Annotated in this window: 11 protein-coding genes; 4 read left to right on the forward strand and 7 right to left on the reverse strand. The window is 51.7% G+C overall.

Annotated elements, in window-relative coordinates; translation table 11 throughout:
- Positions 1-12: 12 nt before the first annotated feature.
- The 4 genes from nagK to lolC are packed head-to-tail and all read right to left on the reverse strand — an operon-like array spanning position 13 to position 4,089.
- On the reverse strand, positions 13-924 hold the full coding sequence (nagK, locus tag C1192_RS06645) for an N-acetylglucosamine kinase (RefSeq protein WP_038354423.1): 912 nt from the start codon (positions 922-924) through the stop codon (positions 13-15).
- Between the two features lie 27 nt (positions 925-951).
- Positions 952-2,196, reverse strand: a complete 1,245-nt coding sequence (gene lolE, locus C1192_RS06650) for a lipoprotein-releasing ABC transporter permease subunit LolE (protein WP_038354424.1) — start codon at positions 2,194-2,196, stop codon at positions 952-954.
- Positions 2,196-2,897 (reverse strand): lipoprotein-releasing ABC transporter ATP-binding protein LolD, encoded by a 702-nt coding sequence (gene lolD / locus C1192_RS06655; RefSeq protein ID WP_001033706.1) that lies wholly within the window; start codon positions 2,895-2,897, stop codon positions 2,196-2,198. Before lolD ends, lolE begins: the two co-directional genes overlap by 1 nt.
- On the reverse strand, positions 2,890-4,089 hold the full coding sequence (lolC, locus tag C1192_RS06660) for a lipoprotein-releasing ABC transporter permease subunit LolC (RefSeq protein WP_038354425.1): 1,200 nt from the start codon (positions 4,087-4,089) through the stop codon (positions 2,890-2,892). The genes lolD and lolC overlap by 8 nt, the downstream gene beginning before the upstream one ends.
- A 261-nt stretch (positions 4,090-4,350) precedes the next feature.
- Between lolC and C1192_RS06665 the strand changes: the two genes are divergently transcribed.
- The 3 genes from C1192_RS06665 (at position 4,351) to ldtC (ending at position 10,207) form a co-directional block, all read left to right on the forward strand.
- Positions 4,351-5,421 (forward strand): acyltransferase family protein, encoded by a 1,071-nt coding sequence (locus tag C1192_RS06665; RefSeq protein ID WP_001516199.1) that lies wholly within the window; start codon positions 4,351-4,353, stop codon positions 5,419-5,421.
- A 127-nt stretch (positions 5,422-5,548) separates the two neighbouring features.
- Entirely contained in the window at positions 5,549-8,995 is a 3,447-nt protein-coding gene (gene mfd, locus C1192_RS06670) for a transcription-repair coupling factor (protein ID WP_024196607.1), read from the forward strand.
- A gap of 249 nt (positions 8,996-9,244) precedes the next feature.
- Positions 9,245-10,207: a L,D-transpeptidase LdtC gene (gene ldtC / locus C1192_RS06675; protein ID WP_077784515.1), complete on the forward strand. Its 963-nt coding sequence runs from the start codon at positions 9,245-9,247 to the stop codon at positions 10,205-10,207.
- A gap of 81 nt (positions 10,208-10,288) precedes the next feature.
- On the opposite strand, the gene bhsA is transcribed toward ldtC, so the two are convergent.
- Positions 10,289-10,546: a multiple stress resistance protein BhsA gene (gene bhsA / locus C1192_RS06680; protein WP_001516196.1), complete on the reverse strand. Its 258-nt coding sequence runs from the start codon at positions 10,544-10,546 to the stop codon at positions 10,289-10,291.
- A gap of 240 nt (positions 10,547-10,786) precedes the next feature.
- Here bhsA and comR point away from each other — a divergent pair, with 240 nt between their 5' ends.
- Entirely contained in the window at positions 10,787-11,419 is a 633-nt protein-coding gene (comR, locus tag C1192_RS06685; protein ID WP_000179798.1) for a TetR family copper-responsive transcriptional repressor ComR, read from the forward strand.
- Between the two features lie 61 nt (positions 11,420-11,480).
- On the opposite strand, the gene C1192_RS06690 is transcribed toward comR, so the two are convergent.
- Together C1192_RS06690 and ndh are read right to left on the reverse strand one after the other, a co-directional pair.
- Entirely contained in the window at positions 11,481-12,020 is a 540-nt protein-coding gene (locus tag C1192_RS06690; RefSeq protein WP_001516195.1) for a glycine zipper 2TM domain-containing protein, read from the reverse strand.
- 227 nt (positions 12,021-12,247) lie between these two features.
- A complete protein-coding gene (gene ndh / locus C1192_RS06695) occupies positions 12,248-13,552 on the reverse strand; it encodes an NADH-quinone dehydrogenase (protein WP_001516194.1) in 1,305 nt (434 codons plus the stop codon).
- Positions 13,553-13,801: the final 249 nt, after the last annotated feature.

Consider the following 13,801-nt stretch of genomic DNA (forward strand, 5'->3'; position numbering starts at 1 on the left):
AACCTCTATTGATTAATCGGTAAGATGTAAGAAGGCAGCTCCACGCATTCCTCCTGCATCCCCGTGACGCGCACGCTCAATGCGTGGGACACGAGCTACAGGTAAGAGATGACGAGGCAACCTGTCCGTTAGTTGCGTTGTGATTGCCGGGAAATTGGATAACCCACCACCAATGACCAGCAAATCAGGGTCAATGATAGTCAGGATATTTCCCAGACAAACCGCTAATAAATCCAGATAACGCTCAACGTGCGCCCTTGCCTGCTCATCGCCTTGATCGTAAAGCGCAATAATCTCTGGAGCCTGCAACGGTTGATGATAATAATGTTGATACAGCCACGCAAAACCGCGACCAGAAAGATAATTCTCGATACAGCCATGCTGGCCACAACCGCAACGGCGTAACGGGAAATCCAGTCCCATCATGGTTAACGCATCGACCGGCAGACGCATATGCCCAAACTCGCCGGTAATATAGCTTTTTCCCGTCACCGGTTTACCGTTGAATACCAGCCCGCCACCAACGCCAGTACCAAGAATTAACCCCATCACCAACGGATATTGGGTAAATTCCTCATCCCAGGCTTCAGAAAGGACAAAACAGTTGGCATCGTTATTAAGGCGCACATCGCGATCAAGACGTGCGCTCAGGTCGGCACGCAGCGGTTTACCGCTGGCAGCAGGAACATTGACGGCATACAAAGTGCCATCTTCCGTTTCCGGCATTCCAGGAATGCCAATGCCAACAGAACCTTTACAGCCAAAACGCAGGTCAGCTTCGGTCACCAACTCGCACACCGCATCTAAAAATGCGTCATAGCTGTCACGCGGCGTCGACACCCGCTTTTCCCATTGCAGTTGCCGATTGTTATCAAACACGCCAAGCGCAATTTTCGTCCCACCAATATCAAACCCGTAATACATTGCCACTCCTTGTTTTAATGTACTGCCTTACTGGCCGCTAAGGACTCGCGCAGGGTCAATATTACTGGCGCGCCGCGCCGGATACCAACTTGCCAAAAGACTCAGCAACAATGCTGTGACCAGTACGTAGAAGACGTCCAGCCAGTGTAATTCCGATGGCAGAAAGTCAATAAAATAGATGTCACTGGAGAGGAACTGATGACCGATCAGACCTTCAATCCACTCAATAATCGGAGTAAGTTGCAGCGAAACCACCACGCCGATAACCACGCCACACAGGCTGCCAAACAGCCCCGCCAGTAGTCCATACCAGACGAAAATAGCGCGAATTAAACCGTCTTTAGCACCCAGCGTTCTCAATACTGCGATATCGCCGCTCTTGTCTTTCACCGCCATCACTAAGGTGGAGACGATGTTGAAACAGGCTACGCCAATCACCAGTACCATTGCCAGATACATAATGGCGCGGATCATCTGGATATCCCGATACATATAGCCGTAAGTACCGATCCAGCTCTTGATATAGACATAGCTGTTGGTCACTTCACCCGCATCGCGTACCAACTTGTTGGCGTTAAAAACATCCGTCATTTTAAGGGCAATACCTGACACACTGGAACCCATATCAAGATATTGTTGAGCGTCCATCAGCGGGATCATGGCAAAACTGTGATCAAGTTGACCGCTTAGCTGCAAAATTCCGGTAATTTGCAAGCGCACACGTTTCGGCTGCATCAGCTTATGCTCAGGCTTTGAGTTCGGGATCATGATCGACACCCAATCGCCCTGCTTCACTTTCAACGCATCCGCCACGCCTTTGCCGATAATAATCTGCTGTTCACCGGCTTTAAAATTTTTCCAGGCATCTCCCTGGACAAACGATGGCAGCGCGCTCAGTCGCTGTTCCTGCTGTGGGTCAACACCTTTTACCTGCAGAGCGCGCAAATTTGCACCGCTCTCCACCAGCCCCGTGAAATTGATATATGGCGCAGCGGCGGCAATACCCGGCACTTTCTGCACTTTATCCAGTGCTTCTTGCCAGTTCGTCCACGGCTGATTCACCGCTTCAATTTCACCATGCGGCACCACTGCCAGAATGCGGTTGTTCAGTTCACGTTCGAAGCCGTTCATCGCACTTAAACCGACAATCAATACTGCCACGCCCAGGGCAATGCCAATGGTAGAAATAACGGAGATCAGCGACACCATGCCGCCGCGTCGCCGTCCGCGACTAAAACGCAAGCCAATTAATAACGATAAAGGCATCGCCATTACTCCGCCCCCATCAGGCTCAGTTCCGCCGTCAGACGACCATCACGCATTTCCAGTTGACGGCTCATACGTTTCGCCAGTTGCAGATCGTGAGTAACCACCAGAAAGGCAGTGCCCTGCAAGCGATTCAATTCTCCGAGCAACTGGAAGATGCTGTCAGCGTTACGCGCATCGAGGTTACCAGTAGGTTCATCCGCCAGCACCAGACGCGGGTTATTAACCAGCGCCCGGGCAATCGCCACACGCTGACGCTCACCACCAGAAAGTTCTGACGGGCGGTGATTCGCCCGGTGCTCCAGCCCCACAGCTTTTAGCATTTCCAGCGCCCGACTGTTAATTTCAGCAGGCTTTTTCTTGCCAATCAGCAGCGGCATAGCGACGTTTTCCAGCGCGGTAAAGTCCGGCAGCAGGTGGTGGAACTGATAAATAAAGCCCAACTTCTGGTTGCGCAGTTCCGCTTTCGCCGCCGACGACAGTTTGCTCATCGGCTGACCGCTAAAAATCACATCACCGGAGGTTGGCGTATCCAGCCCGCCCAGTAAATGCAGCAAGGTACTTTTGCCAGAACCGGAGCTACCAACAATGGCCATCATTTCGCCTTCGCCCACGCTGAAACTGACATTGTGCAGCACGTCGGTTTGCACACTGCCTTCCTGATAGCGTTTGCACAGGTTGTCGCATTGCAACAGGATCTTATTCATAACGTAAAGCCTCAGCGGGTTGAGTGGCGGCAGCGCGCCAGGAAGGGTAAAGCGTAGAAAGCAGCGCGATAGCCATCGCCACCAGCGCAATAACAATGACCTGTAAAGGTTCGATAGCGACCGGTAACGCTGCGCCATCAAGCAGGACGCCGATTATCGGCATCAGATTATTTAACTGGCTGGCAAGCAGTGCACCAAGCGCAGCGCCCAGGATCGCACCGATAACGCCAGCGCTGGCTCCTTGTACCATAAAGACCATCATGATTTGTCGTGGAGTTAAGCCTTGTGTCTGTAGGATCGCCACTTCGCCCTGCTTCTCCATTACCATCAGCCCCAGCGATGTAATAATGTTAAACGCTGCAACGGCGACAATCAGACTCAGCAACAGACCCATCATATTTTTTTCCATGCGCACGGCCTGGAACAACTCGCCTTTACGATCGCGCCAGTCCTGCCACTTGCTGCCTTCTGGCAGTTTTTGCTGGCTTAAAGAGTCGACTTTCAGCGGCTCATCCAGCCACAGACGCCAGCCGGTGATATTACCCGCCGGGTAACGCATCAGACGCGAGGCATCCTCAATATTCACCAGCATTTCATAGCCGTCGACTTCACTGTTGGCAGCAAAAGTGCCAATCACATTGAACAGGCGCTGACTTGGAATACGCCCCATCGGCGTAAACTGGCTGGCAGACGGCACCATCACACGGATTTGATCGCCGCGATTGACGTCTAACTGTGAGGCAAGTTGTTCACCGAGGATGACATTATATTTCCCCGGTTCGAGGTCGGCTTGCTTCACATTGACCAGATACGGGGTTAGCGGATCTTTTTGCGCCGGGTCGATACCCAGCATCACCCCGACCGCCACGCTGCGCGCGCTTTGCAGCACCACATCACCTGTAGTGAGAGGCGCAATACGATTTACGCCGTCAAGTTTGACCGCAGTCTCCGGGAGTTGTTGCGGGTTAAGGGAGCCATGCTCCGAAGAGAGAATTGCCTGTGGCATCAGGCCAAGGATGTTGTTTTGCAGTTCGCGCTCAAAACCGTTCATCACTGACAATACCGTGACCAGCGCCATCACCCCGAGGGTAATGCCGATAGTAGAAAGCCAGGAGACGAAACGACCGAAGCGATCCGCTGCACGCCCACGCATGTAACGCAGGCCAATAAATAGAGCGACAGGTTGGTACATGAAATCCGTCTGGTTGCTGTTAGCAAAGACACGAGTATATAAGCGAAAGCAGGATGGGTAAACGCCTGAACTGTAAGTGATCGTCAGGGCTAATCTGAAAAGTATCAGTAAATCAATCGGCTAAAGTGTCTCGTTTTCTCATCTGCCTTGTAACCTGATCTTTATCTGAAAAATAACCAAATACAGACAGATACGCATTACACCACGCCGCTCACCCCGCAGGATCAACGGCATGTTAAATTTTATGAGCGCGTTGTCCTGATGAAACAAAAAGAGCTATGGATTAATCAGATCAAAGGGTTATGTATTTGCCTGGTGGTGGTTTATCACTCGGTTGTTACCTTTTATCCGCATCTGACCACTTTCCAGCATCCGTTATCGGAAGTCTTGAGCAAATGCTGGATCTATTTCAATCTTTACCTTGCACCCTTTCGGATGCCGGTCTTTTTCTTTATATCCGGCTATTTGATTCGCCGCTACATCGACAGCGTGCCGTGGGGTAATTGTGTCGATAAACGCATCTGGAGCATCTTTTGGGTGCTGGCGCTTTGGGGCATTGTCCAGTGGCTGGCGTTGAGCGCGCTCAACCAATGGCTGGCACCAGAGCGCGATTTAAACAATACCGCCAATGCTGCTTATGCCGATTCCACCGGCGAGTTCCTGCATGGGATGGCCACCGCCAGCACCAGCTTGTGGTATCTGTATGCCTTAATCGTCTATTTCGTGGTGTGTAAAGCTTTTAACCGCCAGGCACTGCCGTTATTCGCCCTGTTTGTACTGATGAGCGTGGCTGTTAATTTCGTTCCCACACCGTGGTGGGGGATGAACAGTGTGATCCGCAATTTGCCTTATTACAGTCTTGGCGCATGGTTTGGCTCAACGTTGATGACCTACGTTAAAGAGGTGCCGCTACGTCGCCATCTGTTGATAGCAGTGCTGCTGGCTGTTCTGGCGATCGGAGCCTGGTTGTTGAACGTGTCGCTACTACTGTCGCTGGTGTCGATTGTGGTGATTATGAAGCTGTTTTATCAGTTCGAGCAGCGCTTCGGTATGCGTTCCCTCAGCCTGTTGAATGTGATTGGTTCCAACACCATCGCCATCTACACCACCCATCGCATTCTGGTAGAGATATTCAGCTTAAGTCTGATTCCGCAAATAAACGCGGCGCGCTGGTCGCCGCCAATCGAACTGGCGCTCCTGCTGGTTTATCCCTTTGTCAGTTTGTTGATTTGCACACTGGCTGGCTTGCTGGTGCGAAAATTTTCACAACGCGCATTCAACGATCTGTTGTTCTCCCCGCCTTCTCTGCCTGCAACCAGTTACTCTCGCTAAGCCATCGCCCCAGCCGGGGCGATTCAATTTGCTAAACCATGTCGATTCCGGATAATGAACAGCATTGCTTATCAGAGATATGCCCCCATATGTTGAGGCATATCCTAACGAGACTCTGACAACTGTTATGCCTGAACAATATCGTTATACGCTGCCCGTCAAAGCGGGTGAGCAGCGTCTGCTGGGCGAGTTAACCGGAGCTGCCTGCGCGACGCTGGTAGCCGAAATTGCCGAACGTCACGCCGGACCGGTGGTGCTTATTGCACCAGATATGCAAAATGCCCTGCGTTTGCACGATGAAATCAGCCAGTTCACCGACCAGATGGTGATGAACCTGGCGGACTGGGAAACCCTCCCCTACGACAGTTTTTCGCCTCATCAGGACATTATCTCCTCGCGTCTTTCCACCCTTTACCAGTTACCATCAATGCAGCGTGGCGTACTGATTGTTCCGGTGAATACGCTTATGCAGCGCGTTTGCCCGCACAGTTTTCTCCACGGCCATGCGCTGGTAATGAAAAAAGGTCAGCGGTTATCGCGCGATGCATTGCGTACCCAACTGGACAGCGCTGGTTATCGCCATGTTGATCAGGTGATGGAGCACGGCGAATACGCCACGCGTGGTGCGTTGCTGGATCTTTTCCCAATGGGCAGCGAACTGCCTTATCGTCTTGATTTTTTTGATGATGAAATCGACAGCCTGCGGGTATTTGACGTCGACAGCCAGCGCACGCTGGAAGAAGTGGAAGCCATCAACCTGCTGCCCGCACATGAATTTCCGACCGATAAAGCGGCGATTGAGCTGTTCCGCAGTCAGTGGCGCGATACTTTTGAGGTGAAACGCGATCCGGAACATATTTACCAGCAAGTGAGTAAAGGCACGCTGCCTGCCGGGATCGAATACTGGCAGCCGCTGTTCTTCAGCGAACCGCTGCCGCCACTGTTCAGTTATTTCCCGGCCAATACGTTGCTGGTGAATACCGGCGATCTGGAAAACAGTGCCGAACGTTTCCAGGCCGATACGCTGGCGCGTTTTGAAAGTCGCGGCGTCGATCCGATGCGACCGCTATTGCCGCCACAATCGCTCTGGCTGCGAGTGGATGAACTTTTCTCGGCGTTAAAAAACTGGCCTCGCGTGCAGCTTAAAACCGAGCATTTACCGACGAAAGCAGCGAATGCCAATTTAGGTTTTCAGAAACTGCCAGACCTGGCCATTCAGGCGCAACAAAAAGCGCCGCTGGATGCGCTGCGTAAATTTCTCGAATCCTTCGATGGCCCGGTGGTGTTCTCGGTAGAAAGTGAAGGCCGCCGCGAAGCACTCGGGGAACTGCTCGCCCGAATCAAAATTGCCCCGCAACGCATTATGCGTCTCGATGAGGCCAGCGAGCGTGGGCGTTATCTGATGATCGGTGCTGCCGAACATGGTTTTATCGATACAGTACGTCATCTGGCGCTGATTTGTGAAAGCGATCTGCTCGGTGAACGTGTTGCCCGTCGTCGTCAGGACTCTCGTCGCGCCATCAACCCAGACACGCTGATCCGCAACCTCGCGGAGCTGCATATCGGCCAGCCGGTTGTTCACCTGGAACATGGCGTCGGGCGCTATGCCGGAATGACCACGCTGGAGGCTGGCGGCATTACGGGCGAGTATCTGATGCTCACCTACGCCAACGACGCCAAACTGTATGTTCCGGTATCATCGCTGCACCTGATTAGCCGTTACGCCGGTGGCGCAGAAGAAAACGCTCCGCTGCATAAACTTGGCGGAGATGTGTGGTCACGGGCGCGGCAGAAAGCGGCGGAAAAAGTGCGTGATGTGGCAGCGGAACTACTGGATATCTACGCCCAACGCGCTGCCAAAGAAGGCTTCGCGTTTAAACACGATCGCGAACAATATCAATTGTTCTGCGACAGCTTCCCGTTCGAAACCACGCCGGATCAGGCGCAGGCCATCAACGCAGTTCTTAGCGACATGTGTCGGCCACTGGCAATGGATCGTCTGGTGTGCGGTGACGTTGGCTTTGGTAAAACGGAAGTGGCGATGCGTGCCGCTTTCCTGGCGGTGGAAAACCACAAGCAGGTGGCAGTGCTGGTGCCAACCACCCTCCTCGCCCAACAACACTACGACAACTTCCGCGACCGTTTTGCTAACTGGCCGGTGCGCATCGAAATGATCTCCCGTTTCCGCAGCGCCAAAGAACAGGCGCAAATCCTTACGGAAGTGGCGGAAGGGAAAATCGATATTTTGATCGGCACGCACAAACTGCTGCAAAACGACGTCAAGTTTAAAGATTTGGGCTTGCTGATTGTCGATGAAGAACACCGCTTTGGTGTCCGTCATAAAGAACGCATTAAAGCGATGCGCGCGAACGTCGACATACTGACGCTCACCGCGACACCAATTCCGCGCACGCTGAACATGGCAATGAGTGGAATGCGCGATCTGTCAATTATCGCCACACCGCCCGCCCGTCGTCTGGCGGTCAAAACGTTTGTCCGCGAGTACGACAGCCTGGTCGTCCGGGAGGCCGTCCTGCGTGAAATTTTGCGTGGGGGGCAGGTTTATTATCTCTACAATGACGTGGAAAACATCCAGAAAGCCGCCGAACGGCTGGCGGAACTGGTGCCAGAAGCACGAATTGCCATCGGTCACGGGCAGATGCGTGAGCGCGAACTGGAACGGGTGATGAATGATTTCCATCACCAGCGTTTCAACGTGCTGGTTTGTACCACAATTATCGAAACCGGGATCGACATTCCTACCGCCAACACCATTATCATTGAACGCGCGGATCATTTCGGTCTGGCGCAGTTGCACCAGTTGCGCGGTCGCGTCGGACGCTCACACCATCAGGCGTATGCGTGGCTGCTGACGCCACATCCGAAAGCGATGACTCCCGATGCGCAAAAACGTCTCGAGGCGATTGCGTCTCTGGAAGACCTTGGCGCGGGCTTTGCGCTGGCAACTCACGATCTGGAGATTCGCGGTGCGGGTGAACTGCTCGGTGAAGAACAAAGTGGTTCGATGGAAACCATCGGTTTCTCGCTGTATATGGAGTTGCTGGAAAACGCCGTTGATGCGCTGAAAGCCGGACGCGAGCCGTCGCTGGAAGATCTCACCAGCCAGCAAACGGAAGTCGAACTGCGGATGCCGTCGCTACTGCCGGACGATTTCATCCCTGACGTGAATACACGTCTGTCGTTCTATAAACGCATTGCCAGCGCCAAAACGGAAAATGAACTGGAAGAGATCAAAGTAGAGCTTATCGATCGCTTCGGCCTGCTGCCGGATCCGGCACGTACTCTGCTGGAGATTGCCCGCCTGCGCCAGCAAGCGCAGAAGCTGGGGATCCGGAAGCTGGAGGGGAATGAGAAAGGCGGCGTGATCGAATTTGCCGAGAAGAATCACGTGAATCCAGCCTGGTTGATTGGTTTGCTGCAAAAACAGCCGCAGCACTATCGTCTCGATGGCCCGACGCGCCTGAAGTTTATTCAGGATTTGAGCGAGCGGAAACAACGTATCGACTGGGTGCGCCAGTTTATGCGTGAGCTGGAAGAGAACGCCATCGCGTAGTAGTAAATCGGGGGGCGGTTATGCCCCCTTTAGACACAAAGCATAAACAAAATTTGCTACACTTATCAGGCCTACCGTGTATTGAATTTGCAGGCGGATAAGGCGTTCACGCCGCATCAGGCATGAACCAGCATCTCTCCTAATATTTACAAATTCTTTGCACTTCCCTGCACTACCCGACACTGCCACCATTCATAATTCATACTTATCTTTTTATTACAATAACCTTATATTTTTTATGGATTTTTGGTGATGATCAAAACACGTTTTTCTCGCTGGCTGACGTATTTTACGTTCGCCGCAGCCGTAGCACTGGCGCTACCGGCAAAAGCCAATACCTGGCCGCTGCCACCTGCGGGTAGTCGTCTGGTTGGTGAAAACAAATTTCATGTGGTGGAGAATGACGGTGGTTCGCTGGAAGCCATCGCCAAAAAATATAACGTCGGTTTCCTGGCGCTGTTACAGGCCAACCCTGGCGTTGATCCGTATGTACCACGAGCCGGAAGCGTGTTAACGATTCCGTTGCAAACGCTGCTGCCGGATGCGCCACGTGAAGGCATTGTGATCAATATTGCAGAGTTACGTCTCTATTATTATCCACCGGGTAAAAATTCGGTGACCGTATATCCGATCGGCATTGGCCAGTTAGGCGGAGACACATTGACACCAACAATGGTAACTACCGTTTCGGACAAGCGAGCTAACCCAACATGGACACCTACCGCAAACATCCGCGCCCGTTATAAAGCCCAGGGCATCGAACTTCCGGCTGTTGTTCCGGCAGGACCGGATAATCCGATGGGTCATCATGCGATCCGTCTGGCGGCCTATGGCGGCGTTTATTTACTTCACGGTACAAACGCCGATTTCGGCATTGGTATGCGGGTAAGTTCCGGCTGTATTCGTCTGCGCGATGACGATATCAAAACACTTTTCAGCCAGGTCACCCCTGGCACCAAAGTGAACATTATCAACACACCGATTAAAGTCTCTGCCGAGCCAAATGGCGCACGCCTGGTAGAAGTGCATCAGCCTCTGTCAGAGAAGATTGATGACGATCCGCAATTGTTGCCGATTACGCTCAATAGTGCGATGCAGGCATTTAAAAATGCAGCGCGAACTGACGCCGAAGTAATGCAGCATGTGATGGATGTACGTTCAGGAATGCCGGTGGATGTACGTCGTCATCAAGTGAACCAACAAGCGTTGTAAATACCGGATAAAAAAATCCCCGCGGCACGGCATGTCGCGGGGAAAAAAGCAGCAGTAGCGGGCATTAATGAGGGTTAATGCTTATTTATAAATTACTGCCGTTCCATGAAGGGTATTCGGGCCGGTTACTGAAGTAATACGGAAAGATTTTGCGCCCATCTCATCCGCTTTTTGTGCCAGTTGTTCTTCCAGCGATCCCAGATTTGTCCCCGCGTTAGCACTGATAGTACCCACTTTTTGTTGACCTTCTGGTGTTGCCTGAACTTCGACAGCCGCAAAGCTGGCAAATGACATGGAGCTTAAAATCGCCGCAGTGATGAGGGTTTTTACGTTTTTCATAATAGTGACCTTATGCAGATGAATGGCGTCGCAAGCAATTACTTAACGATCGATAACTAAATGATAGATGTGATCTGGATCACATACAAGATATTTTTTATAACACTCATTAATTAAATTAAAATTCTTTAAATTTCAGTTAAATAGGGAGCAATTATTTTTCTGCTCTCTGGACTGGTGAACGGTGGTGATTATTTTTATAATAATCATTCATTCACAGCTACAAGGTATAACGGCATCATGGCAACTGACTCAGCACATTGTGTAAAAAAAAGCCGTGGCCGCCCCAAAATGTTCGACAGGGAAGCCGCGCTTGATAAGGCTATGAAACTGTTCTGGCTGCACGGTTATGAAGCAACTTCCCTTGCCGATCTCGTCGAAGCGACCGGAGCCAAAGCGCCGACGCTGTATGCGGAATTCACCAACAAAGAGGGATTATTCCGCGCCGTACTTGACCGCTATATCGACCGTTTTGCCGCAAAGCACGAAGCGCAATTGTTTTGTGAAGAGAAAAGCGTGGAGTCTGCACTGGCAGACTATTTCGCCGCCATCGCGAGCTGTTTTACCAGTAAAGACACCCCTGCAGGTTGCTTTATGATTAACAACTGCGCCACGCTCTCCCCGGACTCCGGAGATATCGCCCATACCGTAAAGTCACGCCACGCGATGCAGGAACGCACCTTGCAACAGTTTTTATGTCAACGCCAGGCTCGCGGGGAAATTCCTGCCCACTGTGACGTAACGCATCTTGCGGAATTTCTTAATTGTATAATTCAGGGGATGTCGATCAGTGCCCGGGAAGGCGCATCGCTGGAAAAACTAATGCAGATTTCGCGGACAACATTGCGCTTATGGCCAGCGCTGGTGAAATAAGACGCAAAAAAAGCCCCTCAGCCTGAGCGAATGAGGGGCTAAATTGCAGAGTACAGCTTTTTTATACTTTGTTATTCAGAACCAGTTGTCCGTTGTTATCCAATGGGATTTGTGTGCCCGGATCGCTACCCATGCGGATTTTGCCCTGCTGATCGCCAATCTTATAGGTCACGTCATATCCCAGCATTTTTTCTGACTTGTCATATACCGTTTTACAACGCTGTTGGGTGGTCGTGTAAGTATCGCTTTCCTGGAGAGAGCCCTGAATCTGATTACCGGCATACCCACCACCAAGCGCCCCCACAACGGTGGCAACATCTTTACCGCGCCCACCGCCAAACTGATGCCCTATAACCCCGCCCGCCACAGCGCCCAGAACCGAACCGGCGATGCGATTTTCATCCTGCACCGGTCGGCGGTGAGTCACCGTGACGTTGCGGCACTCCTGGCGCGGTGTTTTAACTGTTTCCTTGATTGGGATTGCAGAAACAACCTGAGCGTATTGCGGGCCACGTTCAAACACGTTCAGACTGGCTACTGCCGCTACGCCGAGCGCAGCCGCGACACCAATCCCGATACCCGCCAACATTGATTTATTCACGGGAACACCTCCTTCTTTGCAGTTATGCCAATCATGCAAGCGAAGAGGAAAAGCCGCTATCAGACAGAAGATGAAAAACGCGGGAATAGCAGGAAATACTGAATGATTCAGATGAGTCTGAAGGGATGCCTGATGCGACACTTAACGCGTCTTATCAGGCTCACAAATCGTCCTCTTCCTGTAAGGGCGGATGAGGCGTTCACACCACATCCGCCAGTACAAGCCAATTAATGCAGTTTCAGACGCGGACGGATCACGCGGTTAATGCTACCTACCAGCATCATCAGCCCCGTTTTAAAGTAGCCATGCAGCGCAATCTGATGCATGCGGTACAGAGAAACGTACACAAAACGCGCAATACGTCCTTCAATCATCATCGAACCTCGGGTCAGGTTACCCATCAGGCTACCAACGGTAGAGAAGTTCGACAGTGATACCAGCGAACCGTGATCCTTATACTGATAATTTTTTAGTGGTTTACCGTTCATCTGCGCCAGAATATTGTTCATTGCGCAGGTAGCCATCTGATGTGCGGCCTGGGCGCGCGGCGGTACAAAGCCCCCTTCCGGACGCGGACACGACGCACAGTCGCCAATGGCATAAATGTCTGGATCGCGCGTGGTTTGCAGCGTCGGTTCCACCACCAGTTGGTTGATACGGTTGGTTTCCAGCCCACCAATATCTTTCAGGAAATCCGGCGCTTTAATTCCGGCAGCCCACACCATCAGATCGGCCTGAATATATTCGCCATCTTTAGTGTGCAAACCGCCTTCATCGGCACTGGTCACCATCGTTTGCGTCAGTACGCGAACGCCCAGTTTCGTTAACTCACTGTGAGCCGCAGCAGAGATACGTGGCGGCAATGCTGGCAAAATTCGCTCGCCCGCTTCCACCAGCGTTACATTCAGGGCTTCGTTGGTCAGCCCTTTGTAACCGTAACTATGTAGTTGTTTCACCGCATTGTGCAGTTCGGCAGAGAGTTCCACGCCAGTAGCGCCGCCGCCGACAATCGCAATGTTCACTTTGCCATTGGCGCCCAAATTAGCAGAGTACTTCAGGAACAGATTCAGCATCTCCTGGTGGAAACGACGCGCCTGGTGCGGGTTATCGAGGAAAATGCAGTTCTCTTTTACACCCGGCGTATTGAAATCGTTGGAGGTGCTGCCCAATGCCATTACCAGCGTGTCATAGGCAATTTTGCGTTCAGGCACCAGCAGTTCGCCTTTTTCGTCGCGCAGTTCAGCAATGGTGATTGTTTTCGCTTCACGATCGATATCAACCACAGAACCCAACTGGAACTGGAAACCATGATTACGTGCATGGGCCAGATAGCTCAGCGCATCAACGCCTTCATCGAGCGATCCAGTCGCCACTTCGTGCAGCAGCGGTTTCCACAGATGGCTGTGGTTACGATCTACCAGCGTAATTTTGGCTTTTTTCTTGCGCCCCAACTTATGTCCAAGCTGTGTCGCCATTTCCAGCCCACCAGCACCGCCGCCGACAATCACAATCTTTTTCAATGGCGTAGTCAACGTGACCCCCTTAAATTTATTAACCAATTGTTAATTAATGGTTATGATCATAGCCCTTAATTAACAGCAGGTTACAGTGATGAAAATGTTCTTCGCTATTGAGAATAACATGAATGGTGCATTGGTCATACCAAAATTGATGTGAATCAAGTTTTGTTGCTGAAAAGATAATCGGATTTACCGGATGAGATCAAAAAACACAGTGCTTTGTTTATTGTTCAAGCAGCTTCGGGAGAGTGAAACAGGGTG

The sequence above is a fragment of the Escherichia marmotae genome (assembly GCF_002900365.1).
In the GTDB taxonomy this organism is placed as follows: Bacteria; Pseudomonadota; Gammaproteobacteria; order Enterobacterales; family Enterobacteriaceae; genus Escherichia; species Escherichia marmotae.

What these genes read in the sequence shown, in the direction of transcription:
- bhsA (WP_001516196.1), bottom strand. Translation starts at nt 10,546, where the DNA reads ATGAAAAACGTAAAAACCCTCATCACTGCGGCGATTTTAAGCTCCATG.
- comR (WP_000179798.1), top strand. Translation starts at nt 10,787, where the DNA reads ATGGCAACTGACTCAGCACATTGTGTAAAAAAAAGCCGTGGCCGCCCC.
- C1192_RS06665 (WP_001516199.1), top strand. Translation starts at nt 4,351, where the DNA reads ATGAAACAAAAAGAGCTATGGATTAATCAGATCAAAGGGTTATGTATT.
- nagK (WP_038354423.1), bottom strand. Translation starts at nt 924, where the DNA reads ATGTATTACGGGTTTGATATTGGTGGGACGAAAATTGCGCTTGGCGTG.
- lolD (WP_001033706.1), bottom strand. Translation starts at nt 2,897, where the DNA reads ATGAATAAGATCCTGTTGCAATGCGACAACCTGTGCAAACGCTATCAG.
- mfd (WP_024196607.1), top strand. Translation starts at nt 5,549, where the DNA reads ATGCCTGAACAATATCGTTATACGCTGCCCGTCAAAGCGGGTGAGCAG.
- lolE (WP_038354424.1), bottom strand. Translation starts at nt 2,196, where the DNA reads ATGGCGATGCCTTTATCGTTATTAATTGGCTTGCGTTTTAGTCGCGGA.
- lolC (WP_038354425.1), bottom strand. Translation starts at nt 4,089, where the DNA reads ATGTACCAACCTGTCGCTCTATTTATTGGCCTGCGTTACATGCGTGGG.